Raw genomic sequence first — 26,840 nt, forward strand, 5'->3', positions numbered from 1 at the left:
CATTTTAGTTATTAATGTGTTTTTATTTATAAAGTTGTAATCATTGCGAAGCATTTATAAAAATAATATAATATAAACAATTAGGAAGGTTGTTATGCATAAGAATTTCTTTATTTCACTTATTGTACTTTTATTTTTTATTAGTACAGCAATAATTACATATTGTTTACATTTTTTACCTTCTTGGAATTTAACCTTAGGCTTTATTATGGGATTTTCCATCTTTGCATTTTCTATGCTTGTTGGAATTATAGGAAGAAAAATATTAATATTTAATATATTCTCCTTTGTTTTATCAGGATTCGCTTTGGCATTTTTTATTTTAATATGGTTAACTTATAAGGAATTAGAAGTATCTATTTTAATGTTACTTGCGAATGCAGGATTAGCATTTGCATATACCTTTATTTATTATCTAATTATTTTAATTCCAGGTATAAGAAATCATAGGATAATATCTGCAATTTTATTTACAATACTTGGTATTGCAAGTATGCCCTTTTTCTTAAGCGCTACAGAGCTTACTTGGTTTTCAACATTTGGTTTATTTATGGTTTTATCTATATCCTTCATTTGGGTTGGGATTAAAGATAAAAAGGATAAGAAAGAGGCAATGAGGCACATATCCTATGCTGGATTTGCGAGTGTCATAGTTGGGGTTATTGTACTTCTTGCAGTTTCTGGTGGAGATTTAGATATACCAGATTTTGATATTGGTGTTGGCGGCAAAAAGAAAAAGAATAAAATGTAGGATTGGAGATTAATTTATGGAGAATTATTATCATAACGTACAATATTACGAAACAGATAAAATGGGTGTAACTCATCATTCCAATTATATTCGTTGGATGGAAGAAGCTAGAATAGATTTTTTTAAAAAGTTAGGATTTGATTATTTGGATTTTGAAAAACAGGGAGTATTTTCTCCTGTAATTGGATTAAATAATATTAAATATAAAAAGCCATCTACAGTTGGAGATATAATTGAAATAGAGGTTACTATTAAATCCTATAATCGATTAGTTTTAGGAATTCACTATGTAATGAAAAAAGATGGAGTTTCTATTTTTGAAGGAGATAGTGAGCACTGCTTCATTAAAGAGGATGGAAAGCTTGTAAGGCTTGGGGATGATATGTTTTCTCGATTACATGAAAAGCTTAAAGAACTTACAAATAAAGAATAATAGGACACCCAGAGGTGTCTTTTTCTATTTTGTTGGTCTTTATTTTTTAAAAAATATAGGTTAAAATAAATTTAATAGAACGATTTAAAAAAATATTAGAGGAGGCTTTTATGGGCAAAATAGTTATTAAAGATGGCATTACTTATTATGCAATTAATTGTATGGGCTGTGGACAGGAATTATTATTCAAAATGGATAATGATGTAAGAAGAGTTTATGGTGCATGCAGAAAGTGTATGAAGAATTTTAGCCTTGAGGTACCAAAGCTTGAAAAAAATATGAAGCCTTAATTTTAAGACAAAAAAATGAAGAAGATTTAAAACAATATTTTATTTTTTTTCAAAGTAGCATTATAATGTATATAAACTAGGAGGAAATATAATGGAAGAAAAAAGATTTATTGGTATGACACCTAATGTAGTTTTTGGTCTTACTTGGTTATTATTCCCATTCGGAATTGTAGCTTTAGCTGTAGATCATGATAAGATGACAAAAAATGATAAGCAGCAGATTGTATCTGCCTTTGTATTAGAGGCTCTTTCTGCTATCATTTCTATCATCTTCTCTATTGTAGATGCAATTATTGTTGCTTCTACAAATGGTGCAGTAACATGGGTACCTCTACTTGGATTAGTATTCTATGTTCCAATTTTCGTTTTCTGGTTAATCTCTATGATTCAGGCATTCCGTGGTATTGAATTCCATTGCCCTATCGCTTGGAGCATTGCTGGTGGCTTTGTTCATGAGGGTAAGGCTGATCAGGCTGAAACTAAAGAAGAACCAAAGGCAGAAGAACCAAAGGCAGAAGAAGAAAACAAAGAAGAATAATATAGATTGGACGGATTTTATCCGTCTTTTCTTTTAATTCTTAACTTTAAATGATAAAATACTATAAAGGATGTGGTTTTATGCTTAAGAATAATTATCATACACATACATATCTATGCCGTCATGCAGAGGGTAAGGTTATGGATTATGCTAAAGCGGCATATGAAAATGGCTTTTTAGAGCTTGGTATGTCTGATCATGCACCTGTGTTAAAGGATTTTATGAGGGAAGAAGAATATTTAAGAAATCATTTAGATACTGGAGCAATGGATATTAGTGAATTAGATTTATATTTTAAGCAAATTGAAGAAGCTAAAATAGCATATCCTGATTTAAAAATATATTCTGGCTTTGAAACAGAATATTTAGAAGAACAATATGATTTTTATAAGTCCTTAAGAAAAAGAGTGGATTATTTTAATTTAGGAATTCATTTTTTTAAGGATAAAAATGGAAATGTTTTAAATTGCTATACAGAATTAGATTATTCTAATTTAGATGAATATTATAATAATGCGAAAATGGCATTATCTACAGGAATGTATACTACATTTGTTCACCCAGATATATTTATGTTTGGATATAAGGATATAAATGGAAATCATGTATTTGATCAAAAATGTGAGGAAATCACAAGAAAAATTGCAGAATTAGCTTTAAAATATGATATTTATTTGGAAGTAAATACCAATGGATTAAAGTATTGTAAGGATAAACAGGATAGATCTACATGGTTATATCCATATCCAAAATTTTGGGAAATCATAAAAGAGTATCCTGTAAAAATATTAGTTGGAGCGGATGCTCATACTGTAGATGCACTTTATAATGAAAATGTTCGCCTAGTTTTTGATTTTATTCATGAATTAGGTTTAAAAATAGAAGAAAAGATGGTGATTAAAAATGATGAAAAATTATAGAATTACCCCAACTCTTTTATACCAAGAGTATGATAGTGAAGATGAAATGTTTCAAGCCTTTGATGACTACTTACAGAGTGGATATAAGGTAAAAGAAACAATATATCTATGCCCTGTTATTACAAATAGACAAGAAGAGATTATTTTATCTTATATTCATATGAAGGATATTGGTGAGGATATAAAGAAAAAAATTCACCGTATGTGTAAATCTATTCGAATAATGAAACCAGATTATAGCGACACTATATTAAATATTATTGGTGGAATTAGAAATAATTATGGATATGAAAGTCACTTTAAGGACTCCCATAATGTGTTGGATAGAAAATATAAAAATTGTATTATTTTATTACTTGATGGATTAGGCGCGAGTGTATTAAAGGAAAATCTAGATGAGGATGCCTTCTTAAATAAGAAGCTATCCTTCACTGAGCACGCTATCTATCCATCTACTACAGCCGCATCAACTACTTCAACTCAATGTGGATTAACTCCACTAGAATCTAGCTGGACAGGCTGGAGTAATTGGATTAGAGAATTAAATAGAGAAATAATCTTATTTACTGGAAATAATTATTATACAGATGAACCAACTGGCAGAAGTGGATTTGATTTTATTCCCTTTAAGCCATTCTTCCATGATATGAAGGTAAAGGGATATATTATTAATCCGGATTTTTCTAAAGAGACTAAGGATATTAATGATGTATTAAGTGATTCCTTATCCAAATTAAATTTCCCACAGCCTATAGTTCAATATGTATATTGGCCAGAGCCTGATGGCATTATGCATCAATATGGCACTTATTCAAATGAGGCTAAAGAGGCGATTCGAGATATAAATGATAAGGTAGAAAGGTATTCTCAGGCATTACCTTTAGATACTATCTTAATTATTTCTGCAGATCATGGTCATACTCCAGTAAAGCCTATTAATATTTATAATTGTGAAGTATTAAATAGATATTTAAAAACAAAGCCATCCAATGATTCTAGATGTGTAGTATTTAGAGTAAAGGATGGAATGGGTTCTAAATTTGAAAAAATGTTTAATAGTCTATTTGGTGAAGTATTTAAGCTATTACCTAGTAAGGATGCTATAAAAATGGGCTATTTTGGAGACCCAAATGGTCATATTCACCAAAGAATTGAGGATTTCTTAGGAGATTATGTAGCTATAGCTACTAACCAATTTTATTTAAACTCTAAAGAAAATAATTTTAATTTTAAATCTCATCATGCGGGTATAACAAAGGATGAGATGGAAGTACCAGTAATAGTTATAAGGAAGTATTAATATGAAAATTCAAGTGGACTCTATTTTATCCCAAGGAATTACCTATGGTAAGATTCATATTATGGATAAAATGGAAGAGGATGATACGGATTCCTCAAATGATTATATAAAACTTGATAATGCGATTGAAAAATCTTTAGCTGAGATAGAGGAAATGAAAAAGAAATCCCCTGAATTATCTAGCTATTTATTAGTTCAAGAATATATGATATCGGATCCTGAGCTTAAGAAAAGAATCGTGTTAATGCTTGATGAAGGTATTTCTGTTTTTCATGCTGTTTCTGCAGTAATGAAGGAATTCATTAAGGGCTTAGCGGAATCTAATTCTGGTTATTTAAAGGAAAGAACAAATGATATGGAGGATGCCGCAAGAAGAATTATCATGAATCTTTCAGATACTAAGGTTATAACTCCAGAGGAGCCATTCATCCTTTATACAGATAAACCATATCCTTCTTATTTAATTCATAATAAAGAAAAGATCTTAGGTATTATATCAAAAACGGGAGGATACACCTCTCATACAGCTATTTTAGCTAGAAACTATGATATTCCTTTTGTTATTTCTAAAGAAGAATTCAAAGAAGGGGAAGAAGTATTAATTGATACAAGAAAAGAAATTATTATTACGAATCCTTCTGCCTTACAAAAGAATATCAAAAAGGATTCAAAACATAAAAAAGCCGTTTTACATGCAGGATATAAATTCTTGGCAAATGCTGCATCATCTTCTGATGTAAAAAAAGCTATGGATTATGGATTTGATGGTATTGGACTTTATAGAACAGAAATGATATTCATGAATTCGAATAGACCATTTACTGCAATCGAGCAGTATAAGATTTATAGTGAGGCTGTAGAAGCCTTAGATGATTCTAAATATATTGTATTTAGAACATTTGATGTTGGTGGAGATAAACAAATATCTTATGTTCATACGAATAAAAAGGGTATAGATAATTATAAACAAAATCCTTATATCTTTGAAAATCAGGTAATGGCAATATTAAAAATATATACGGATACAAAAAAGGATATAAGAATAATGTTCCCTATGATATTTGCCCCAGAAGAATTTGATTATTTAAGGGGCTGGGTTTTTGATTTAGCATCTAGATTTGGTTATAAGGTTCCACCTTTAGGTATGATGCTTGAAACAGAAAGTGCATTAGAAAAAATAAAAGAATTTAGAGGTATTAAATTCATTTCTATTGGAACAAATGACTTAGTTAAAGATATTTATAAAATAGATAGAGAAACTGCAGTCGATAGACTAGATGAATATAAGGATGACCTTATTAAAAGATTACCACCAGTTGTAGAATTTGCAGAAAGAAAGAATATCATTCTATCTGTATGTGGTGAGATTGCATCTATTCCTGATATTGCAGAAGAATTCTATAAAATAGGGATTAAGAATCTATCTGTTTCCCCATCCTTAGTAAATATGCTAAATCAAGCATATCAGGACTATACGAATAAAACAATGAAGTAGAAGATATCTGTAAAAGGGGAGAAATGTGATAATATGAAAAAAGTAATTTGTATGATTTCTTTATTATTCTTAACGATTCTTAGTGGTTGTGGCAATGACACACCACAGCGTGCATACGAGATAGGAAAAGTGGAGTCATTTGATAAAACCCTTATTTTAATTGAATGCGATACAGAAAATGAACTGTTTAGTATTGATGTTAAGAATTTAAAATATGAAGCTGTGTTTGACTTTAGATTAACAATTGATTTTAAGCAAATTGACAATTTACAATTTTATAATGTCACTAAAGGAGAAGCTATTTCTATAGCTGAAAATTATACTATGAAAGAAGACTCCACATTTAATGTTTCATATAAAGATATTTCGATTGATTATAAGAATGAAATTCTAAAAGGGAATTTTCAAATAGATTTCTATGGAAGTCTTTGGGTGATAATCAAATAAGACTTGAATCAAGTTTTTTAGGAGGTGAATTTTCACTTCCTTTTTAATTGTAATCGGTTTTATACTTTGGATTATGGATTTTAAATTGAATTTGATTCCTATATTTAGTATAATTACTAATGGTTTTGAAAAGAATGGAGATTAAATTATGAGTACATTAGTTGTTGTAGGATCCCAATGGGGAGACGAAGGTAAAGGTAAGATTACAGATTACATGGCTCAAAAGGCTGATGTTGTCGTAAGAAGCCAAGGCGGAAATAATGCCGGCCACACAATTACAATTGAGGGAGAAAAGTTTGCATTAAGAAGTATTCCATCTGGAATATTTAATCCAAAAATTAAAAATGTAATGGCAAACGGTATGGTAATAGATCCAAAACAGATGCTTGAAGAGCTTAAGGGCCTTGAGGATAGAGGAATTAAGAATTATCAATTATTTGTTTCTAATCGTGCTCATATTGTACTTCCATATCATAGATTATTAGATGGTGCCTATGAAAAATTTAAGGGAGATAAGAAGATAGGTACTACAAAGAAGGGTATTGGACCTGCATATGCAGATAAGGTAAATAGAATTGGTATTCGTATTGCAGATTTAATTGACCCAAAGATTTTTGCTGAAGCATTAAAGACAACTTTAGCTATTAAAAACATGGAGCTAAAGATGCTTGGCGAAGAGGAATTAGATTTCGATTCTATTTATAATGAATATGTAGAATATGGTAAAAAGATTAAACCATTTGTATGTGATACTTCCTTACTTCTTGAAGAGGAAATTGAGGCTGGTCATAAGGTATTATTTGAAGGTGCCCAGGGTGTAATGCTTTGTATTGAGCATGGTACATACCCATATGTTACATCCTCATCTCCAACAGGCGCATCCGTACCTGTAAATACTGGTGTTGCACCTAAGTATATTGATAATGTTTTAGGTATCTGCAAGGCTTATACTACAAGAGTAGGTGAAGGTCCATTCCCTACAGAAATCGATAATGAAATAGGTAATTATATTCGTGAGCGTGGCCATGAATATGGTACAGTAACAAAAAGACCTAGAAGAGTAGGCTGGTTAGACTGTGTTGCTCTAAATTACGCAAGAAGAGTATCTGGTATTAATTATTTATCCTTAATGCTATTTGATGTATTAAGTGGTCTTGAGGAAGTTAAGATTTGTTATGCATATAGCTTAGATGGAAAAGAAATTAAAACAATTCCTGCAACACTATCTGAACTTGAAAGATGCAAGCCATTATATATTACAATGCCTGGTTGGAAGGAAGATATTACTAATGTAACATCCTTTGATGAATTACCAGAAAATGCGAAGGCTTATATTAAAAAGATTGAAGAATTAACAAAAACAGAAATTGTTATCTTCTCTGTAGGTCCTGATCGTACTCAAACTATCCAATTAAAGGATTTCTTTAAATAAAATGGAAAAGATATTAGTATCCGGCTGTTTAGCCGGATTTAATACAAAATATAATGGTAAAAATAATTACAACTCTTTAATTGAAGAATTAAAAGAGAAATATGAGCTTATCTATATATGCCCTGAGGTTGATGGGGGATTATCTATTCCAAGAGATCCATCAGAAAGAGTATTAGATAAGGTTATTTCTATAAATGGTAAGGATGTAACAAAAGAGTATTCTTTAGGTGCTAAGATAGCACTAGATAAGGCACTAAAGAATAATATCAAGATTGCAATATTAAAGGATGGGTCACCATCCTGTGGATCCACTTATATTTATGATGGTACATTTAGTCATAAAAAGATTAATAAACAAGGCGTTACTGCAGAATTATTAATTAAGCATGGAATAAAGGTATATACAGAAGAAGAAATAATAAAGCTATTATAAAGGGTGATTATATGAGTGAACTTGAAGTTACTAAATCTGAGATGAGAAAATGCTTAGATATAAAGAAAATAATCATAAATCTAATCATATATTTTTCTATATATGCCATTATTTTTACAGGTCTTTATCTTCTTATGTATTATTACATTTTAGATGTAACCTGGTGGGCTGTTGTTGTAACAATAATATCTGTTTTCTTTTTAATCTTTGAAATTAGTAATTTTATAAGGCTATTTTATATGCTGAACGCATATAAGCATTTACCTTGCTATAAAGTAAAATTAGACAAGGTAAATTATTATTTAAATAAAAAAATACCTGTATTTGCATGTGCTATACCAACAAAGCTTGGTATAGAGGTAGTAGAAACAAATGCGATATATAAAATAAAGGATGTCCCATATTATAAGGGACACCAAGCGAAGGTATTATATGATTCAAAGAAGCATAGAATATATGTAATTTCTTTGGTAGACTAAGGCATCGTTATGGTGTCTTTTCTTTTTTTATAAAAAGTTAATTCTATGAATTAAAAAAATTAATTTATCAAAAAAAATAACACTGGTGTTGACAAAAAAACAATCTGGTCCTATAATATGGAACAGATGGGACAGATGGAACAGTTTGCCCCAATTCAAGAAAGCGAGGGACGATATATGGAAATTAATAATACCGGAAATGTATTTGAACAAATCGTGAATTATTATAGAAAATATATCTCTTTAGGCTTGCTTGAAGAAAATGATAGGATGCCATCTTGTAGAGAGCTTGCGATAAAGATAGGCGTTAACCACAAAACAGTGGATAAGGCATATCAAGAGCTTGTAAAAGAAGGACTTATCTATAATGTTCCAAAAAAAGGATTCTTTGTTAGGGGTAAGGTAGTACAAAAGGAAAACAAAATGGCCAAGGAGGTCATCCTTAACCTTAAGAATCAAGGAGTAGAAAAGGGAGAGCTACTCAGCATAATTGAGAAGGTGTATGGAGGAGAGAGCGATGATTGAAATTATTAATGTGTGTAAGTCTTATGATGAACCTGTTTTAGAGAATATTAATTTCATCATTGAAAATGGGTCTATATTTGGTCTTATCGGTATTAATGGTGCCGGTAAGACAACCTTCTTAAATATGATATCAGGTGTCATGGGCGTAGATTCGGGAGAGATATTATATGATGGAATGCATGTATATGAGAATATTGATGTTAAAAAGGATATATTCTTTTTACCAGATGAACCATTTTATACTATGAATACTACGCCTTTGAACCTAGTTAATACCTATAAGGTGTTTTATAAAATTGATATAGAGGCATATTATAAGTATTTAAAGCTTTTTAAATTACCTATAGATAGCTCAATGTATAATTTCTCTAAGGGAATGAAAAGACAGGTATTTGTATCCTTAGCTTTAGCTATAAAACCCAAATACTTATTCTTAGATGAAACATTTGATGGATTAGATCCTTTAGCAAGATTAACTTTAAAAAGAGAATTAATTAAGCTTGTAGAAGAAAAGAATACTACAGTTGTAATATCTAGCCATTCCTTAAGAGAGCTTGCAGATATTTGTGATTCTTATGGAATCATCAATAAGCATGATGTCCTATCCTATGGTAATTTAGATGAGCTAATGTATAAATATCATAAATACACTATGGCATTCGATAGAATCCTAGAGGAAAAGGATTTTGATTTCCCTATAGTTAAGTTTAATAGAGAAAATAAGATTATCTCTATTGTTACTACACTTGATTATGAGGAAATGAAGGATAAGGTTTCTTTATTAGATCCAATTGATTTAGAGGAATCTCCGCTAGATTTTGAAGAGGAATTTATGATAGAGGTTAAAAATCAGGGAGTAGAGCGATGAGGGAGTATTTTTTAAGTGTATTAAAAAAGAGAACGCCAATTATGATTGCGTTAACCATTGTATTTTTAATTGCTACAGTTGTTGTAAATAATGTAAGCCCATATGTAGTAATTGAATATAGTGATGGCATCTTCTATGATGCTCCAAAGGCAGGATTATTTATTGTATATATTGCAGGAATAATTGCTTTATCTGTTGTAGTATCCTTAATTGAATTCTCATTTAAAATGATAAGAATTCAATCCCAACAGGCATATTCCTTTCCAATAAAAAGAGAAAAGCTATTTTTAGCTAGATATCTTATTGGTTTAATTGAAATTGTTGTTCCAATTACAATTTCTTATTGTGTATCTAGCGTAATGATTTGTACTTCACATAATTTGTATAATTTAACTTATTTATGGTTATATTTGCCTTGTGCCTTAGTTACTGCATGGCTATGCTATTCTTATTTATCCTTCATGTTTTGTAGAGCGAATAATATCATTGATGGAATTGCTGGAATGGTTTTAGCAGTATTAGCACCACTTGCGGTAGGATTTGCATGTGAGACGTTTTTAAATCGTATACAAATTACATATGGTATACAAATTAACTTTATGAAATTTTATTATTGTTCTCCATTTTATATATTAGATTATTCAACAAGATTTATAGAAGCTAAGATGCTAGATAGAGAATTTGTATTCTCTTGGATTCCATTTGCTTTCTTTATGCTATGGGTTATCCTATCAGGATTAACTATAGGATTAATGGGATTTTTCAATAAAAGAATTAAAAGCGAGGATATCGCAAGTGATTCGAATTCAATATTTACTTATAAAATGTTTATCGGAATTACCACAGTAAGCTTAACAATTTCTTTAAGCTTTGTAATTAGTCTTTGGGCACCAATACTTGGTATTGGATTAACCTATTTGGGTTATTTCTTATATCAAAGAGGTACAGACTTAGGGGATAAGATTTTATATCCTTTATGGATATCCTTAGGAGCACTTGTACTTGGTGTTTTATTAGTCTCTTTACAATGGGGAGGGCTATTATGAGAAAGTTAAAATTATATATGATTGGTATGGCTTTCATGGGAGCCTTAATACTTTCATCCTGTGGTCAAACCTATAGGGGAGCATATCAAGGTTATTATAGTAAAACGATGTTCAAGTATGAGTATTATCCTGTAGATGGTGGCTATGGACTTGACATTATTGATCCATGGGTAAGCACAGACTATCAATTAAATGAAAATCCAGAGTATCTATTTGATTCTGTTCCTATGGGAAATGAAGAACTTGTATTACCTTCTTATTATAACGGACTTCCTATATTAGAAATATCTAATGCCAAGGGGCTTCAATATGATGATGAATTAAAAACTGTTGTTTTACCTGAAAAATTAGAATATATAAAAACCTCTCGTTATGAGAAGGAGTATAGAGAATGGGTTGGCACTTCAGCATTTCAATCGTGCAATAATATAGAAAGTATAGTTTTCCCATCTACTCTAAAAAAAATAGAAAATAATGCATTTTCTAATTGTAACAAGCTAGATAATGTATTTATACCTGGTTCGGTAGAAAAAATAGGTGATAGTGCATTTGCATATTGTCGTAATTTAAAAGATATCTATTTAGCTGATGGAGTAAAGGAAATAGGGGATTATGCGTTTAACACTGGTAAAATAAAGAATTTGCGTATACCAGAGACATTAGAGAGTGTTGGAGTATCCGCATTTAGTGTTACAAGAAGCCTTTGTAATACCTATGATAATCTTTTATATATGGGAAATGGAGAGAACCCATATTTATTATGTGTTGGTAGAGAAAATTTAGAAGCTACAACTATCAATATAAAGGATGGCTGTAAATATATCGCACCTCGTGCTTTTGAAAATATATCTGTTGAAACTCTTACTATCCCTTCTAGTGTTAAAAGAATTTTTGAACTTGCATTTGGGGGTTCAAAAGTAAAGAATGTTACCTTTTCGAGTGGAATAGAATATTTAGGTGATTATTCTTTTAAAGAAACTCAAATCACAAGCCTAGAATTACCAGATAGCTTAATAAGCCTTGGTAAGAGTGCATTTTCCGATTGTAAGCAATTAGAAAGCATAAGCTTGCCAAAATCCATAAGAGAAATTAGTCAAGATGCATTTAGTGGATGTAAAAGCTTAAATACATTAACTATACCAAGCAATATCATTCGTATAGAGGATGGTGCATTTAGTGGATGCTCATCCTTAGAAAGCATTGATTTTAAAGAAGGACTTAAATATATAGGATCCGGAGCCTTTATGGATTGTACTAGCTTAAATGAGGTTACTCTTCCAGATAGTTTAATTAAAATGCTAGGCTACGCATTTTATGATTGCTCATCTTTAAAAACTATGACTATTTCAGATACCATTTTAGAGATTCCAAGTTATTTTTGTGGAGGATGTACTATCCTAAATAGCGTTCAATTACCAAAGGATTTAAGATATATTGATGGTTGTGCATTTAGTAATTGTAAGGAACTAAAGAGTGTTACATTCCCTAATTCTTTAAAAGAAATAGGAGCTTGCGCCTTTATGAATTGTCCTTTAGAAAATATTACAATACCTAAGAGTGTTTCACTTGTAAAGGATCATGCTTTTAAGTCAAGTGTTTTGGATACTATTACCTTTGAAGAGGGGGCATCAGGTATTGATGCTTATTCATTCGGTGTGGGTAGTCTTGATTCAGAATATTTGGGTGATGAAAATAATCCAAATTATATGCTGAATAAGTATCAGTATGGAATCTCAAGCGATTGTAAGGTTATTGGTAAAAATGCTATTACAGATTTCACATCTTTGATTGAGATACCAGAAGGAGTAATAAGGTTAGATGATTATGCAGTAAATTTCAATAATGAAACCCCATATATAGTTTATTTACATCTTCCAAATTCGCTAGAATCCATAGGAAATATCCCATTTATAGAGGGATATAGGCTTACAGAATTTGAAAATGGATTATATTTAGGAAATTATGAAAATCCTTATTTGGTATTCTGTAAAATGAAGGATAAAACTGCAGAAAAAATTAATATTTCTTCAAGCTGTAAGTTTATTCTAAATAGTGCATTTTACGATTCTGGATTAAAAGAAGTAACAATCCCAGAGGGCGTAAAAGAGATTGGGGATTATGCATTCCGTCAATGCCGCGCTTTAGAAAAAGTAAGTATTCCAAATAATGTAAAAAGAATTGGGGCATATGCTTTTAGTGGATGTACTAATCTAAAAGATATTACATTATCCAATTCTATTACTTGTATAGAGGAATACACATTTAAGGATTGTACTTCCCTTAAGAAGATTGATATTCCAAATGGTGTAGTAGAAATCGGGGAGGAAGCATTTTTAGGTAGTGCTATTACAAATTTAGAATTACCTAGTTCTGTAAAGTATATAGCTACTTTTAATCTGCAAAACTTCTCTTTTTCAAAGAGATTAAATAATTGCTATGTAGGGACTTTTGACATGGTTTCCAATTCCGTAATTACTTTTGATGGTACGATGGAAGAATTAAAAAATATGTATGTTTACCGTTGTGTTTATGGAGATGACGGTATGATAATTCAGTGCTTAGATGGCGATATAAAAATGACTTGGTAGGAGGTTTATAATGAATAAATTAAATAAAGCAATTTATACATTAATGGCTGGTTTTTGTTTATGTACTTTAACCTCCTGCTCCTCCTATGAGCTATTGTATGAATATTATGATGATTTAGATGGATATATTGTTTATTCACAGGAGTCTACAGTATCTAGATATAATCTAATGGATTCTATTCAAATTGCAGGCTTATATGCATATAAGCCAGTATTAGGTATTTCTTCATATACATTTTATAAATGTAGTAATTTAAGGAATGTAGCTTTACCATCTAATATAAAACAAATAGGTGCATATTCCTTCTCAGAATGTCATTCTTTGGCAAGTATTTATTTCCCTAAAAGCTTAGAGGTTATAGATTCTTGTGCATTTAAAGGATGTGCACTTAATAAGGTAAATATTCCTGCTAATGTTAATCATATTGGAACAGGTGCCTTCGCAGACTGTCCATTAGAAGAAATTACTATAGATTATAATAACTCCTTATTTGATACAACAAAGGATATTAATGCAATTATCCATTTAGAGGATAAAAGATTAATTTCAGGCTGTAAAAATACGGTAATACCTGATTATGTAAAAACAATTGGGGCATATTCCTTCTATGGAACAACATTAGAGCATATTGATATTCCAGCCAGTGTTGAAGAAATATTAAATTATGCATTTTATAATTGTGATTCATTATCTGAAATTGATATACCTAGTACTGTAAAGTGTATTGAGGATAAAGCATTTTCTTCCAATACAAAGGTTAATTATTCAGGTACAATAAGTGAATTCTTGGGCATTTATCAATGCACAGAGAGCGGGGCAAAAGGGTTAACCATTACATGTAGTGATGGTTCATATACTTATAGCTAATATCCTTAGGAGAGAGGGATTCTTATGATAGAGATTAAAAATGTAACTAAATGTTATGACAAAAACAAGGTAATATTAGAAGATGTTAATGCCACAATTCCAGATGGATCTATCGTTGGTTTAATTGGATTAAATGGAGCTGGTAAATCTACTTTATTAAGATTAATTGCTGGAGTATATGAACCAGATTCAGGGGACATCTTATTTGATGGAGAGAGTATTTATAAAGATGAGAGAGTAAAAAGAAGATTATTCTATGTGCCAGATGAACCATATTTTAGGCGAGGAGAGACGCCTAGATCCTTAACAGAGGATTATAGATTTTGGTTTAATCCTTTAGCATATTATGTAACATTTAGATCTCATTTAAATAAATTTAATATTAATGAAAATAAGCCTTTATATAAGTTTTCCAAGGGTATGAAAAGACAAACCGCACTAGCCTTAGGGGTTTCTGTTGAACCTAAATATCTATTTTTAGATGAAGCATTCGATGGAGTAGACCCTCTTGCTAGAAAGGATTTAAAGGAGCTATTGCTCAAAAATCAAGAGAAGAATAATTCAACAATTATTCTATCTAGCCATTCCTTAAGGGAGCTTGAGGATATTTGTGATACTTATTTAGTTGTAGATGAAACAAAGGTATATGTATATAATGATGTATCTGAATTTAGTTATCATAGATATGTAATGGCTTTTGATGAGAACATTAATGAGAAAAGCTTTGGTATTCATTTTGTAAGATTTGACAAGGAAAATAAGATTATTTCTTGTGTAACTAAGCTAACCTTTAAGGAAATGAAGGAAAGAATTGCCAAATTTAATCCAAAGCTTTTAGAAGAACAGCCTATGAGTGTTGAGGAATCCTTTATCATTAGAATGGGATATGATGGTGATAGAAATGCGTAGATATTTTGGTTTTCTATTTTCTAAAAGAGGTAAAATACGATTTGCAATCTTTGCGTTAAGTACGGCAATTATGATAGGCTTATCCTATGCAAGTGGATTATCTTGGGGTAAATGGGAGAGTGTAGAGGGAGGATATCGATATGTTGTTGATATCCTTACCGCAAGCCCTTATATATTTTCCTTTGTTTTATTAGGGTTATGCTTTATTGAGCCTGCGCTTATATTTTCTTTTAAAATGAAAAGAAATAGCTTTGAAACAGAAAGGAGATTATCTGTTTCTAAAAGGTCAATGTATTTTGCTAGATATATTATGGGATATTTAGAAATTATCCTTCCATATACATTTGCATATTTTATTTCTGCAGGATTTCTTTTTATTAATCGAGGATATTGGGATTCCTTTTATCTTGCATCATTCTTTTATGTAGTACTTCATGTAGGAGGTATATTTGCATATAGCTTCTTTACATTCTTTTATTTAAGAGGAAGAAATATAATTGATGGATTTGTTCTTATGGTTTTAGCAACCCTAGCTATTATGTTTTTAGGAAATGCTATCTTGTATTTAGGAAATATGGCTGGTGGAGCACTTATGGGTTCCTTTGAATATAGAGTTAATCCATTTTCTATGTTTCAATGGGCTTGTATCTATTTAGATGATGCACTTAATCATAAGAGTACCTTAGATAATATAACAAAAATATTTGGAATGGTTTCTACAGGTTTATTTTCTCTTTCAATATTTGGTATTGTATTACACAAGGGAGACTTTAATTGTGAGCATGCAAATCAAAAAACAGTATCCTATTTTGGTTATAAAACATTAATTCCTTTAACGTTTATACCACTTATGGTATTTAAAAATGTTATTGGATTACCAATATATTATATTTTCTTTGTATTAGTATTCTCTTTAACCTATTTAGCTTATGCCCTATCCTATAGAAGATTTATGTTTACGAAAAGAGAATGGCAGCTATATTTTATAATTATTGGTGCGGAAGCATTTGTTTATTTTTTAACTCTATTCTTATAAATCACAATTTTAAAAAAGGGAGAGTACTTATGGTAATTTATTTGCTTGTGACATATATATGGTCGATGATATTTAATGGTTTATTTATTTGGCACGTTGTACATTCTAAAAGAAAAGAAGAGCCTTGGAGTAGACCAATGTTGGTTTTAAATATATTCTTTTCTTTGTTGTGGATTTTACCATTACTTTGGTGTATTGCAATATTAATTGCCCTATCCAGTGGTGGAGGATTGGTTTCAATGTAGGAGGGAAAATATGAGTGATCGTAAGTTTTTTATCTTATTTGGAATAATAGTTGGTATTGGTTTATTACTTTCTATTGTACATGTCATTTATTTAGCTCAAGCATATCCTAATGCCTCCATCATTCAGTTTATTGCAAGGGAGTGGTGGATATGAAAAGAAAAATAGCTATGCTTATTGGAACGGCTCTATTCTTTGTTTTAGCGAATCTGTTTTTATATTTTTCTTTAACAAGAAGAATAACAAATAATTATAGTAGCGCCTCCCAAATGAAAATGATTGATGTTTCTAAATATTTACCATTTGAAGAGGAATCTACTTTAGCAAGAACAGGCTCTAGTATTAAATATAGTAAAGATGATGACTTACCTACCTTAGATGGAGCTGCAGCCTTAGTTCCTATTTATGCATCCTTAATTGATAATATTTATCCAGAAGGCTCTGTAACATATATAGGCGGAAAGTTTTCAGATGATAATTATTATGGGGAAAACTTTGCAAGCGATAGCAAAATGAAATACCAAAATACAATTAGAGGATTTAATGCGCTTCTTGATGGAAGTGTAGATTTATTCTTTACAGCATATCCATCGAAAGCGCAGCTAGCCCAAGCAGAAGAAAAGAAAGTAGAGCTTGAAATTGTGCCTATTGGTATAGAAGCATTTGTTTTCTTTGTAAATAAGAAAAACCCTGTAGATGGACTTTCTATAGATGAGATTAAATCCATATATAGGGGTGAAATTACAAATTGGAATCAAGTAGGTGGTCCATATAAAGATATCTATCCTGTAACAAGAGTAGAAGGTTCTGGAAGCCAAACTATGATGGAATATTTTATGGGTGGCAAATTTGATCCAAAGCAAACTCCATTTTCTATCTTTGGTGGTTCTATTGGATATTCCTTTAGATTTTATTTATCTGGTATGATTGCATCAAGTGATGTAAAAATGCTAGAAGTAAATGGAGTATATCCAAACGAAGAAAATGTAAAGAATGGTTCATATCCTATTACCACAAAATTTTATGTTGCCTATAGAAAGGATAATACTAATCCTAAAGTAAAAGAATTAGTTTCTTGGTTATTATCTACTGAAGGCCAAAAAATGATTGAAGAAGTAGGTTATGTAGGCTTACCTAATTAAAATATATTTTTAGCATTTCTTAAGGGGGATGCTTTTTCTTTTTATAAAAAAAAATTAAAAAAATTAGCACTCATGTATTGACAGTGCCAAAAATTGTGATATACTATAGGTGTAATTGGCAGTCAGAGACATAGAGTGCCAACATAAGAAAGATAAAATTTGAAAGGAAATGAAGAATTATGAGAAATGAATTACAGTCTTTAATGGAAGAGTTAAATAATATGTTTTATACATGTGGAGGATCTACTAAGAGCTTCCCTGTAGATGTTATCGAGGAAAAGAATGGATATAAGGTATATGCCGAAATCCCAGGAGTAAAGAAAGAGGATATCAAGGTAACATTCTTAGATGGTACATTAAGTATTTCTGCAAATGTAGAGGGCAAGAAGGATTTAAAGTATATCATCCGTGAAAGAAATCAGGTTAAGTATGCAAGAGATATTTACTTTGGAGATATTTTAGAGGATACAATAGCTGCAAAATATGAAGGTGGTGTACTTACTGTTACCATTACAACTAAGGCACCAGAGGAAAAGCCTCGTAAGGTAATTGAGATTCAATAAATGGAAAGGAGATGAGAATTATGATGCATGGATATTTAGATAGCAAGAACAATCATGAGTATTACATAGGATTTCCGCTTGATGTAACTGAAGATGATACTTCGTATACTGTTACTGCTGATTTACCAGGTGTAGAGAAGGAAAATATTAAGGTTGGCTTCTTAGATGGTGTTTTGACAATAACCGCTAAAAAGGATTATCCAAAGGATCATAATAAATATCTTATTCATGAAAGAAGCTTTATGAATATGAAGCGTGAAATCAACTTTGGCGATGTAGAAGAGGATACAATTTCTGCAAAGCTTAATGATGGTGTATTAACTATTGTTATTGCTAAGGAGCCAAAAAGAATGGAAAAAACCATTGAGATTCAATAGAGGAGGTAATGATTATGATGAATCTAGATAAGAAGAATGAAAATAATTTGAGCTTGTGGGATTCCTTTAGTTCCCTATGGAATGATGCATTTACTAAGGAAATGAAAACAGATATCGAAGAAAACGAGAATGAATATGTGTTAACTGTTGAGGTTCCTGGAATGAATAAGGAGAATGTATCTGTTACATTCTCGGATGAAACCTTAACTATTCATGTAGCTCGTGAGGATAATAAGGATAACAAGGATAAATCCTATATTTGTAAGGAAAGAACATCCATTGATATGGAAAGAAGCTATTACTTAGAGAATGCAGATGAAAACCAAATTACCGCAAAGATGGAAAATGGTATTCTTACATTAAATGTAGGTAAGCTTAAAGATATTGCTAACCCTAAAAAGGTTATTAATATAGAATAAACACTCTCCTTATTTGCTGGAGGCCAAAAAGGCCTCCTTTGTTTTTTAAAAACGCTATTTTCAAAGTTATTGTTTCCATTAAATAAATTTAATGGTACAATATACAAGAATTATTGTGAGGTAGAATATGACATTATTAGCCAAGAGAAGTATTATCAAGGAAGATAAAAGTAATATTATAACCTTAGGTGCAATTGCAAAGGAAGAAAAAATGAAGGATCCTTCCGTTACAAACGCAACTATTGGTATGCTTTATGGAGAGGATTCCAAGTTATTCGCATTTAAGAGTGTAGATAATGCCTTAAATGGATTATCTACAGATGAAAAATATGCTTATGGTGCAACACCAGGTTCTAAAGCATTTCATGAAGCAGTAAAAATGTGGGTATTTAGAAATTATTATGAAGAAATGAAGGATAATTCTAAGGTAATGGCAACACCAGGTGGTACAGGTGCCTTATCCAATACATTTTCCAATTACTTAAATGAAGATGATAAAGCATTACTTCCAAATTATATGTGGGGAAATTATAAACAATGCTTATATGAAAATCATCAAGGCTTTGAAACCTATAAGTTATTTGATGATAAGGGTGGATTTAATGTAGCAGATTTAAAAGAAAAAATGCTACTTATGAAAAAAAGCCAAGGTAGAGTATTATTTGTAATTAATGATCCTTGTCATAATCCAACAGGTTATACAATGACTAGTACAGAATGGGACTTAGTTATTGATTTAATGAATGAGGTATCTAGTGATGGAACGCCAGTAATCCTACTTCATGATATGGCCTATATTGATTATGCAAAGGAAGGCTTTGAATATACTAGAGATAATATTTATAAATATAAGAGATTAAATGAGAATTGCTTAGTAATTATGGCATTCTCTGGTTCTAAGACTTTAGCATTATATGGTGTTAGAATTGGTGCTCAGGTCGCTTATGCAAACAATCAAGAAACCCTTACAGATTTTGCAAAAGCCAATAAGTTCTCTAGCCGTTCTAAATGGAGTAATCCATCCAATCTTGGCCAAAATATCATTATTAAATGCTTCACAGATGAAGCATATAAAAAATCATTTGAAGAAGAATTAAAGATGGCTTCTAATACCTTAGTAGAAAGAGCTGAAATCTTCTTAAATGAATGTAAGAATGTCAAGCTTGAAACCTTACCATTTAAATGTGGATTCTTTATTACAATTCCTTGTAAAAATCCAGATTTAGTTTATCAAAAATTGGTTGAAAAGAAAGTACACATTATCCCTATGGGAAATGTTGTAAGAGTTACAATTTCTGCAATCTCTAAGGAAGAATGCAAGAAGCTTCCAAAAATGATTAAAGAAGCTATTTTAGCTTCAGAATAAAAATAAAAAAGTAGGATCTGTCTTCAGGTCCCCTTTTATGCTTAAGGAGGTATTTTTAAGTGGATTATTTAGAATATTTTTATAAATTAAATGAACGTATATTTAAAACACCTAAGGTAAAGCTTGGAAATACCTGTGATGAATATAATATTCATTTAATTGCTTCAGACTTTTACATGGGAAATAAAACAATATTTGTTGTTTTACCAACCCTATATTTAGCTCAAAAATATTATGATTCCTTAGCTTCTATATTAAAGGAAGAGGATGTATTATTCTTCCCTGCAGATGAGCTTGTTTCTGCTGAAATGATTTCTGCAACTGGTGATTTCTTATTTGAAAGAATTCAAACCCTATATACATTAATGGGTAGTGAAAAGAAGCTAGTTATTGCCAATATGCATGGAGCTATTAAATATGAAATGAATAAAGATAAATGGCAAAAAAGCTGTTTTACAATTCATTTAGGTGATTCCTTTGATATTAAAGAATTATGTAAGAAATTAGTAAGCCTAGGCTATGAAATGGTATATACAACAGTAAAAACAGGTCAGTTTTCTAGACGTGGCTCTATTGTTGATATTTTCCCTTTAGGAATGCTAAATCCCATAAGACTAGATTTCTTTGGGGATGAGCTTGATACTATGAAGCTATATGATGTAGAGACTCAAAGATCGAAAGAAAAAATAGATGAGGTCACTATATTACCTGTATCTGAGTTTATTTATAATGAAGAAGAATTTGAATTAGCCAAAAGAAAAATATCAAGCTTTCTAGCCCCATTTAATTTATCTTCCTTAGAAGATGATATGTATAAAAGAGATATAGAGAATTTATCCTTACATAAATCCTTAAATACATTATCTAGATATTTGAGATTCTTTGAAAATCAAAGCTTTACTTTATTTGATTTTAAAGAAACGAAAAAGATCTATTTTGTAGATCCTGTAAAATCAAAGGAAAGCTATGATCATTTATTGTTAGATTTAGAGGATTCTTGTGGTAGACTTGGTGGATATTCCTTATCTAAAATGGATATGTTTTTACCGATAAAGGAAGCACTTAAGTGCGCTGATGTTGAAATAGAAGGCTTAAGAAGTATAGGGGAATGTGATTATTTAATCAATGCGAAGCCTATAGAGCCTTATAAGGGAAATCCTAAATTAATATTACAGGATTTATTAGATTATAGATGTAGGAAAAAGCTTGTATTAAGTATTTCTTCTAAAGAAAGAAGAGAAAAGATTAATTCTATTTTAGAAGAACATGGATTAGTTTTAGTTAATATTAATGATGTATCTAAAATGAGTGTAGGTCAAATACATTATATGGATGGTGGATATCCATCATTTGATGTAACTGTAGGTGAATTAATGGTAATTAGTGAATCTACAATATTTGATACTACCTATACTCCTAAAAAGATTAAATATAAATCCATCTATAAGAATGCATCTAAAATATCTCATTATGATGAATTAACTATTGGAGATTATGTTGTTCATTATGATTATGGTATTGGTAAATATATGGGTATTCGTACCATAACTCAAAAGGATATTACTAGAGACTTTATTTATATTATGTATGCGAATAATAGTGCATTAATGCTGCCACTTGAAAAAATATCCTCACTTATGAAATATGCAAGTGCGGATACAGAAGGTGTAACATTACATGAGCTTGGTGGTACTGCTTGGGCAAGACAAAAGGCTAAGGTAAGAAAAAGAGTACATGATATATCTGACCAATTAATTTCTTTATATGCACAGCGTCAAGCTGCAGAAGGCTTTAGCTTCCCTAAGGATTCTGATTTACAATATCAATTTGAAGAGGATTTCCAATATGATTTAACACCAGACCAAAAAAAGGCTGTTGATGACGTTAAAAGAGATATGGAATCAAGTAGGCCTATGGATAGACTTATTTGTGGTGATGTTGGTTATGGTAAAACAGAGGTTGCTCTTCGTGCTGCCTTCAAGGCAGTTATGGGTGGTAAGCAGGTTGCAGTACTTGCTCCAACGACTATTTTAGCGCGCCAGCATTATTATACTTTTAAAGAAAGAATGGAAGAATATGGTGCTAAGGTTGAACTTTTAAATAGATTTATTCCTCAAAAGAAACAAAAGGAAATTATTGAAGGGCTTGCCTTAGGTAGTGTTGATGTAGTTATTGGTACACATAGGCTATTATCTAAGGAAGTAGAATATTACGATTTAGGCTTATTAATTGTAGATGAGGAACAAAGATTTGGTGTTACTCACAAAGAAAAGATTAAGGCATTAAAAGTAAATGTGGATTGTATTACATTATCTGCAACACCTATTCCTAGAACCTTACAAATGTCTGTAATGGGGATTAAGGATTTATCTATGATTGAAACACCACCTAAAAATAGATATCCAATTCAAACATATGTATTGGAAAGAAATGATAGAATCATAAGAGATGCGATAGAGCGTGAGCTTGCAAGAGGAGGCCAGGTATTCTATTTATACAATAGAGTAGACACCATTATGGATATGGCCGCTCACTTACATGATTTAGTTCCAGAGGCTAGAATTTGTGTTGGTCATGGCAAATTATCAAGAGAAGAACTTGAGGATGTAATTACAAGCTTTATTAATAAGGAATATGATGTATTACTTTGTACTACAATTATTGAAACTGGTATTGATATGCCAGATACAAATACATTATTAATTCATGATGCAGATAGACTAGGTCTATCTCAAATGTATCAGATTAGAGGTAGAGTTGGTAGATCTTCTAAAATTGCTTATGCATATTTAATGTATGAGCCAAGAAAGGTTTTAACTCCGGAGGCTGAAAAGAGACTTGAAACCATTAAGGAATTTAATGAGCTAGGCTCTGGATTCAAGATTGCAATGAGGGATTTATCTATAAGAGGCTCTGGAGATTTACTTGGAGAAGAACAATCTGGCTTTGTAGAATCTGTTGGTATTGATATTTATTTAAAAATATTAGAAGAAGAGCTAGAAAAGAAAAAGCATCCAGAAAAGATATCCTTTGATATCGAAAAGCCTAAGGAGGATATTTCTATAGTTACCCCAATGGTATCTAGAACCATCAAGTCCGACTACATCAACAATGATGATATTAGAATTGAGGTTCATAAAAAGATAGATGCAATAAATTCTATTGCAGGTCTTCACCAGCTTGAAGCAGAGCTTATTGACCGTTTTGGTCAAATCTCTGAAGAATTATATTTATATATGTATGAAAAGCTTATGAAGTCTTATTGTAAGCAATTAAACATTTATAAAATTGATACAAAAAGACAAAATGAAATCATCTATTATATGGAGCATGAGGCAAGCCAGCATAAGGATGGGAATCATTTATTCCAAGAGGCTTATAAGGCCAAGGTAGTTAAGCTTGGCTATAAGGATGGAGAGATTAGCTTTACACAAACAGTTGACCCTAAGAAAAAGCTTTTAGGATTCCAACAGATTTGTGATTATTTTTCTAAGATTTTATAGGATTTGAAATAGACATTTCTTGTAATAATATGTATAATATTATAAAAGGCTAACTGTGTTATTTTTGGAGGTAAGATATGGCATTATTTAATTCTATTCCTGCAGTATCCACACAAAAGGATACTACAAAACCAATAGGTAAAAAACCTTCTAGTAAGGTAACCAAAGAAGACTTAGAAGTTAAAGCCCCACTAACAGTAGAAGAAGAGGATTTAATTCTAAAGGATCGAATTAAAGAGCTTGATGAAGAAGCATCTGAGCCAATCTATTTTGAGGATGACGAGGATTTACCTAAGGTAGAAGAGAAAAAGGTTATTGAAAAGAAAGAAGTAAAGGAAGAACCAAAAAAGGCTAATGAAGCTAAAGCTCCATCAAAGCCATTAAAGGTGGCTAAGGCAGAGGAAAAGCCTGAGGTAAAAAAAGAACCTGAACCAAAGAAAGAGGAAAAGCCTATTAAAAAGGTAGTAGCTCCTAAGCCTTTGGTAAAGGAAGAACCTAAAGTAGAAGAAAAACCAGAAGAAAAGCCAATTGTAGAAGAAAAGGTAGAACAAAAAATGGAAGAAAAAGAACCTGAAAGACCTCTTACTTTAGAAGAAAAGAAAGCAAGGCAAATGGAAAACCTAAGAAAAGCAAGACTTGCTCGCCAAGCACAACAAGCAAAGGAGAATGATAATATGGCAACTAAGAAAGAAGAAAAACCAAAGAAGCTAGTAACAGAAACTAAAAAGCCAGTAGATATGTCTAAAATGATAATGACAGCTAAACCTAAAAAGGATACTAGTGGTAAGACTGTTTATCATGTATCTAAGCGTGGCGAAACAAGAGAAGACCGTGTATGGAAGGTGTTTATCCAAGAATCTAATAAGGTAATTAAGCTATTTGATTATCAAGAGGAAGCATTAGATTATGCTAAGCAATTAGCTAAGAATAAGAATGATGGCTCGTATGTAATCTTACATGGCTTAAATGGTAAGATTAGAAAATTCTAAATTATTCAAAACTAAGAGTATCCGCTCTTAGTTTTTTTGTTATAATAGAGAGGTGTAAAAGGAGAGTTAAAATGATTAAATTAGTAAAAGCAAAATATTCAGATGATGTTATCGAATGCTATCCCTTAGCAAGATTCTTATATTCTTCAAGTGAAAAAGAAGAACCACATTATTTAGTTTATGTTCCAGAAGAAGAAACTATTGCTGCAATTTTAGTTGAAGAAATCTTAGAACCAATGGATGAGATTACAGCATCCTGGGTTAAAGCTGATGATTTCACAAGCCATCTTCCAGAGGATTATTGTCCATCAGAATTTTTAGTTAAACAATTCTTTGGTGAAAAGTTTATTTTAGACCGTAGTGAATTTATGTGCTTATGGGAAGAAATGGAAGAAGAGGAATGCTTAGAAATTTTACGTGAGGAAAAACCTGAATTATTTAGATAAGCACTTATAAAAGACATCCGTTTGGATGTTTTTTTATTTCTAATATTAATGTATAATAGTAGTGATGGAAAGTTATTTAATCATTGAGACACATATGTGATCTCGTTAAAACCATTTAGAGCTTTGACTCTTTATTCAATGGTCTTTCCATCGCTATCGAAATAAGCTAGTTGAGAGAATATTTGGCTCTCAGCTTTTCTTTTACTTTAAAAAAGTAATGATATTCTATATTCCTTATGTTAAAATAGAATTGGTAGAAGCGATTATTTATTAAATTATTTTTCTTTTAAATAGTAAGATGACAATTATTAAGAAATCTATTTAAAGGGGAATGTCAGGCCTTGTCACCCTGATGGTTTTTATATGTATCGAGTACTTATATTAGAAGAAAGCAATTTAGGAAGAAATGTAGAAAAGGCATTTAAAAAGGAAGATATTATATCTTATAAGTTTTCTCATTTTAAAGATGGAGAAATGCTTGTTGAATTATTAGAGCCTGTACGTGGAGATGATGTTATTTTACTAGCATCCGTATCTCACCCTGTAAATGAGAATTTAGTTAAGATAATGATTTGTGCTGACGCCTTAAGAAGAGCATCTGCAAAATCCGTTTGTCTATTTACGCCATATTTAGGCTATGCAAGACAAGATAGAAGAATGAATCCTTGGCAGCCAATTACTGCAAGATTAGTTGCGGATTTACTTCAAACCTCAGGCATAACTAGGGTTATTACCTTCGATTTACATGCACCGCAGATTGAGGGATTCTATAGTATTCCTATTGATAATATTCCAGTTTCTGCCATTTTAGGCTCTATTTGGAGAAAGTCCTGTCCTCCAACATTTAACCCAAATGACGATGTTGTCGTTTCCCCAGACCATGGTGGAGTCGTTCGTGCTAGAGCGTTTATGAACGCTGCAGGAATCCCTAATTTAGTTGTTGTTAATAAATATAGAGAAAAGGCCAACGAGGTTGCTTCTATGCAGGTTATCGGTAATGTAGAAAATAAAAATGCCATCATAGTAGATGATTTAGTCGATACCGGTGGAACATTAATGAAGGCTTCGTCTGAGCTTAAGATGCTTGGAGCTAAGGATATTTATATTTTCTGTACGCATGGAGTATTTTCAGATAATTCTATAAAGAAATTAAGTGAATATCCTGATATTACTAAAGTCATTATTACGAATACTATAGATAAATCTAATGAGCTTATTAATGATAAGATTGAATATCTAGATTTATCTAGAGTAGTTATAGGTATTATTAAAACCTTCCAGGAGGGTAAGCATTTGATTGATTTCTTACATGCAATGCTTGCTTATGACCCAAATAAGGATGAGGAATTAAAGAAGCAAAGAAAAAATTAAAATAGGGAAGGCATGCGCCTTCCTTTTAATATATATGCACATACATATGTATACATATATGCG

The 26,840-nt window shown here is 31.1% G+C and carries 29 protein-coding genes; all 29 read left to right on the top strand.

Features of this window, described 5'->3' with window-relative positions:
• Positions 1-94 precede the first annotated feature (94 nt).
• A complete protein-coding gene (locus EI71_RS02165; protein ID WP_119015608.1) occupies positions 95-751 on the top strand; it encodes a hypothetical protein in 657 nt (218 codons plus the stop codon).
• 16 nt (positions 752-767) lie between these two features.
• Complete coding sequence (locus EI71_RS02170; protein ID WP_119015609.1) at positions 768-1,184, top strand: acyl-CoA thioesterase; 417 nt, start codon at positions 768-770, stop codon at positions 1,182-1,184.
• A 110-nt stretch (positions 1,185-1,294) separates the two neighbouring features.
• Complete coding sequence (locus EI71_RS02175; protein WP_119015610.1) at positions 1,295-1,474, top strand: hypothetical protein; 180 nt, start codon at positions 1,295-1,297, stop codon at positions 1,472-1,474.
• A gap of 91 nt (positions 1,475-1,565) precedes the next feature.
• A complete protein-coding gene (locus tag EI71_RS02180) occupies positions 1,566-2,012 on the top strand; it encodes a hypothetical protein (RefSeq protein WP_119015611.1) in 447 nt (148 codons plus the stop codon).
• A gap of 80 nt (positions 2,013-2,092) precedes the next feature.
• Positions 2,093-2,932: a PHP domain-containing protein gene (locus EI71_RS02185; RefSeq protein WP_119015612.1), complete on the top strand. Its 840-nt coding sequence runs from the start codon at positions 2,093-2,095 to the stop codon at positions 2,930-2,932.
• Positions 2,916-4,232 (top strand): alkaline phosphatase family protein, encoded by a 1,317-nt coding sequence (locus EI71_RS02190; protein ID WP_119015613.1) that lies wholly within the window; start codon positions 2,916-2,918, stop codon positions 4,230-4,232. The genes EI71_RS02185 and EI71_RS02190 overlap by 17 nt, the downstream gene beginning before the upstream one ends.
• A gap of 1 nt (position 4,233) precedes the next feature.
• On the top strand, positions 4,234-5,727 hold the full coding sequence (locus tag EI71_RS02195; RefSeq protein WP_119015614.1) for a putative PEP-binding protein: 1,494 nt from the start codon (positions 4,234-4,236) through the stop codon (positions 5,725-5,727).
• Between the two features lie 33 nt (positions 5,728-5,760).
• The gene (locus EI71_RS02200; protein WP_119015615.1) at positions 5,761-6,174 is read left to right on the top strand and encodes a hypothetical protein; all 414 of its coding nucleotides are present in this window, start codon (positions 5,761-5,763) and stop codon (positions 6,172-6,174) included.
• Between the two features lie 148 nt (positions 6,175-6,322).
• The gene (locus EI71_RS02205; protein WP_119015616.1) at positions 6,323-7,606 is read left to right on the top strand and encodes an adenylosuccinate synthase; all 1,284 of its coding nucleotides are present in this window, start codon (positions 6,323-6,325) and stop codon (positions 7,604-7,606) included.
• A 1-nt stretch (position 7,607) separates the two neighbouring features.
• Positions 7,608-8,039, top strand: a complete 432-nt coding sequence (locus EI71_RS02210; protein ID WP_119015617.1) for a 2-thiouracil desulfurase family protein — start codon at positions 7,608-7,610, stop codon at positions 8,037-8,039.
• Between the two features lie 11 nt (positions 8,040-8,050).
• Entirely contained in the window at positions 8,051-8,518 is a 468-nt protein-coding gene (locus EI71_RS02215) for a hypothetical protein (protein ID WP_119015618.1), read from the top strand.
• 117 nt (positions 8,519-8,635) lie between these two features.
• Positions 8,636-9,043, top strand: coding sequence for a GntR family transcriptional regulator (locus tag EI71_RS02220; RefSeq protein WP_211321010.1), 408 nt, complete (start codon positions 8,636-8,638; stop codon positions 9,041-9,043).
• A complete protein-coding gene (locus EI71_RS02225; protein ID WP_162849689.1) occupies positions 9,036-9,911 on the top strand; it encodes an ABC transporter ATP-binding protein in 876 nt (291 codons plus the stop codon). Before EI71_RS02220 ends, EI71_RS02225 begins: the two co-directional genes overlap by 8 nt.
• Entirely contained in the window at positions 9,908-10,957 is a 1,050-nt protein-coding gene (locus EI71_RS02230) for a hypothetical protein (RefSeq protein ID WP_162849690.1), read from the top strand. Before EI71_RS02225 ends, EI71_RS02230 begins: the two co-directional genes overlap by 4 nt.
• Positions 10,954-13,545 carry a leucine-rich repeat domain-containing protein gene (locus EI71_RS02235; protein WP_162849691.1) on the top strand — a complete coding sequence of 864 codons (2,592 nt, stop codon included), beginning with the start codon at positions 10,954-10,956 and terminating at the stop codon, positions 13,543-13,545. The genes EI71_RS02230 and EI71_RS02235 overlap by 4 nt, the downstream gene beginning before the upstream one ends.
• 10 nt (positions 13,546-13,555) lie before the next feature.
• The gene (locus EI71_RS02240; RefSeq protein WP_119015623.1) at positions 13,556-14,413 is read left to right on the top strand and encodes a leucine-rich repeat domain-containing protein; all 858 of its coding nucleotides are present in this window, start codon (positions 13,556-13,558) and stop codon (positions 14,411-14,413) included.
• A gap of 24 nt (positions 14,414-14,437) precedes the next feature.
• Positions 14,438-15,322: an ABC transporter ATP-binding protein gene (locus EI71_RS02245; RefSeq protein WP_119015624.1), complete on the top strand. Its 885-nt coding sequence runs from the start codon at positions 14,438-14,440 to the stop codon at positions 15,320-15,322.
• Entirely contained in the window at positions 15,315-16,358 is a 1,044-nt protein-coding gene (locus tag EI71_RS02250) for a hypothetical protein (protein ID WP_119015625.1), read from the top strand. The genes EI71_RS02245 and EI71_RS02250 overlap by 8 nt, the downstream gene beginning before the upstream one ends.
• A 29-nt stretch (positions 16,359-16,387) precedes the next feature.
• On the top strand, positions 16,388-16,603 hold the full coding sequence (locus EI71_RS10015) for a hypothetical protein (protein ID WP_147387546.1): 216 nt from the start codon (positions 16,388-16,390) through the stop codon (positions 16,601-16,603).
• A gap of 10 nt (positions 16,604-16,613) precedes the next feature.
• Entirely contained in the window at positions 16,614-16,757 is a 144-nt protein-coding gene (locus EI71_RS10090; protein WP_162849692.1) for a hypothetical protein, read from the top strand.
• Positions 16,754-17,743: a PstS family phosphate ABC transporter substrate-binding protein gene (locus tag EI71_RS02255; protein WP_119015626.1), complete on the top strand. Its 990-nt coding sequence runs from the start codon at positions 16,754-16,756 to the stop codon at positions 17,741-17,743. Before EI71_RS10090 ends, EI71_RS02255 begins: the two co-directional genes overlap by 4 nt.
• Before the next feature lie 179 nt (positions 17,744-17,922).
• On the top strand, positions 17,923-18,306 hold the full coding sequence (locus tag EI71_RS02260) for an Hsp20 family protein (protein ID WP_119015627.1): 384 nt from the start codon (positions 17,923-17,925) through the stop codon (positions 18,304-18,306).
• An 11-nt stretch (positions 18,307-18,317) separates the two neighbouring features.
• The gene (locus EI71_RS02265) at positions 18,318-18,683 is read left to right on the top strand and encodes an Hsp20 family protein (RefSeq protein ID WP_119015628.1); all 366 of its coding nucleotides are present in this window, start codon (positions 18,318-18,320) and stop codon (positions 18,681-18,683) included.
• Positions 18,684-18,697: 14 nt separating this feature from the next.
• Entirely contained in the window at positions 18,698-19,102 is a 405-nt protein-coding gene (locus EI71_RS02270; RefSeq protein ID WP_162849694.1) for an Hsp20/alpha crystallin family protein, read from the top strand.
• A 127-nt stretch (positions 19,103-19,229) separates the two neighbouring features.
• Positions 19,230-20,468 (top strand): pyridoxal phosphate-dependent aminotransferase, encoded by a 1,239-nt coding sequence (locus EI71_RS02275; RefSeq protein ID WP_119015630.1) that lies wholly within the window; start codon positions 19,230-19,232, stop codon positions 20,466-20,468.
• Positions 20,469-20,527: 59 nt separating this feature from the next.
• The gene (gene mfd, locus EI71_RS02280) at positions 20,528-23,971 is read left to right on the top strand and encodes a transcription-repair coupling factor (RefSeq protein ID WP_119015631.1); all 3,444 of its coding nucleotides are present in this window, start codon (positions 20,528-20,530) and stop codon (positions 23,969-23,971) included.
• Between the two features lie 77 nt (positions 23,972-24,048).
• Positions 24,049-24,960, top strand: a complete 912-nt coding sequence (locus EI71_RS02285; RefSeq protein ID WP_119015632.1) for a DUF2188 domain-containing protein — start codon at positions 24,049-24,051, stop codon at positions 24,958-24,960.
• A 71-nt stretch (positions 24,961-25,031) separates the two neighbouring features.
• Positions 25,032-25,406: a hypothetical protein gene (locus EI71_RS02290; protein ID WP_119015633.1), complete on the top strand. Its 375-nt coding sequence runs from the start codon at positions 25,032-25,034 to the stop codon at positions 25,404-25,406.
• 363 nt (positions 25,407-25,769) lie between these two features.
• Complete coding sequence (locus EI71_RS02295) at positions 25,770-26,777, top strand: ribose-phosphate diphosphokinase (protein WP_119015634.1); 1,008 nt, start codon at positions 25,770-25,772, stop codon at positions 26,775-26,777.
• Positions 26,778-26,840: the final 63 nt, after the last annotated feature.

Source organism: Anaeroplasma bactoclasticum, from assembly GCF_003550015.1.
GTDB classification, from domain to species: domain Bacteria; phylum Bacillota_I; class Bacilli_A; order Acholeplasmatales; family Anaeroplasmataceae; genus Anaeroplasma; species Anaeroplasma bactoclasticum.

Coding starts and splice junctions, on each gene's coding strand:
- EI71_RS02165 (WP_119015608.1), top strand. CDS start 95: ATGCATAAGAATTTCTTTATTTCACTTATTGTACTTTTATTTTTTATT.
- EI71_RS02170 (WP_119015609.1), top strand. CDS start 768: ATGGAGAATTATTATCATAACGTACAATATTACGAAACAGATAAAATG.
- EI71_RS02175 (WP_119015610.1), top strand. CDS start 1,295: ATGGGCAAAATAGTTATTAAAGATGGCATTACTTATTATGCAATTAAT.
- EI71_RS02180 (WP_119015611.1), top strand. CDS start 1,566: ATGGAAGAAAAAAGATTTATTGGTATGACACCTAATGTAGTTTTTGGT.
- EI71_RS02185 (WP_119015612.1), top strand. CDS start 2,093: ATGCTTAAGAATAATTATCATACACATACATATCTATGCCGTCATGCA.
- EI71_RS02190 (WP_119015613.1), top strand. CDS start 2,916: ATGATGAAAAATTATAGAATTACCCCAACTCTTTTATACCAAGAGTAT.
- EI71_RS02195 (WP_119015614.1), top strand. CDS start 4,234: ATGAAAATTCAAGTGGACTCTATTTTATCCCAAGGAATTACCTATGGT.
- EI71_RS02200 (WP_119015615.1), top strand. CDS start 5,761: ATGAAAAAAGTAATTTGTATGATTTCTTTATTATTCTTAACGATTCTT.
- EI71_RS02205 (WP_119015616.1), top strand. CDS start 6,323: ATGAGTACATTAGTTGTTGTAGGATCCCAATGGGGAGACGAAGGTAAA.
- EI71_RS02210 (WP_119015617.1), top strand. CDS start 7,608: ATGGAAAAGATATTAGTATCCGGCTGTTTAGCCGGATTTAATACAAAA.
- EI71_RS02215 (WP_119015618.1), top strand. CDS start 8,051: ATGAGTGAACTTGAAGTTACTAAATCTGAGATGAGAAAATGCTTAGAT.
- EI71_RS02220 (WP_211321010.1), top strand. CDS start 8,636: ATGGAACAGATGGGACAGATGGAACAGTTTGCCCCAATTCAAGAAAGC.
- EI71_RS02225 (WP_162849689.1), top strand. CDS start 9,036: ATGATTGAAATTATTAATGTGTGTAAGTCTTATGATGAACCTGTTTTA.
- EI71_RS02230 (WP_162849690.1), top strand. CDS start 9,908: ATGAGGGAGTATTTTTTAAGTGTATTAAAAAAGAGAACGCCAATTATG.
- EI71_RS02235 (WP_162849691.1), top strand. CDS start 10,954: ATGAGAAAGTTAAAATTATATATGATTGGTATGGCTTTCATGGGAGCC.
- EI71_RS02240 (WP_119015623.1), top strand. CDS start 13,556: ATGAATAAATTAAATAAAGCAATTTATACATTAATGGCTGGTTTTTGT.
- EI71_RS02245 (WP_119015624.1), top strand. CDS start 14,438: ATGATAGAGATTAAAAATGTAACTAAATGTTATGACAAAAACAAGGTA.
- EI71_RS02250 (WP_119015625.1), top strand. CDS start 15,315: ATGCGTAGATATTTTGGTTTTCTATTTTCTAAAAGAGGTAAAATACGA.
- EI71_RS10015 (WP_147387546.1), top strand. CDS start 16,388: ATGGTAATTTATTTGCTTGTGACATATATATGGTCGATGATATTTAAT.
- EI71_RS10090 (WP_162849692.1), top strand. CDS start 16,614: ATGAGTGATCGTAAGTTTTTTATCTTATTTGGAATAATAGTTGGTATT.
- EI71_RS02255 (WP_119015626.1), top strand. CDS start 16,754: ATGAAAAGAAAAATAGCTATGCTTATTGGAACGGCTCTATTCTTTGTT.
- EI71_RS02260 (WP_119015627.1), top strand. CDS start 17,923: ATGAGAAATGAATTACAGTCTTTAATGGAAGAGTTAAATAATATGTTT.
- EI71_RS02265 (WP_119015628.1), top strand. CDS start 18,318: ATGAGAATTATGATGCATGGATATTTAGATAGCAAGAACAATCATGAG.
- EI71_RS02270 (WP_162849694.1), top strand. CDS start 18,698: ATGATGAATCTAGATAAGAAGAATGAAAATAATTTGAGCTTGTGGGAT.
- EI71_RS02275 (WP_119015630.1), top strand. CDS start 19,230: ATGACATTATTAGCCAAGAGAAGTATTATCAAGGAAGATAAAAGTAAT.
- EI71_RS02285 (WP_119015632.1), top strand. CDS start 24,049: ATGGCATTATTTAATTCTATTCCTGCAGTATCCACACAAAAGGATACT.
- EI71_RS02290 (WP_119015633.1), top strand. CDS start 25,032: ATGATTAAATTAGTAAAAGCAAAATATTCAGATGATGTTATCGAATGC.
- EI71_RS02295 (WP_119015634.1), top strand. CDS start 25,770: ATGTATCGAGTACTTATATTAGAAGAAAGCAATTTAGGAAGAAATGTA.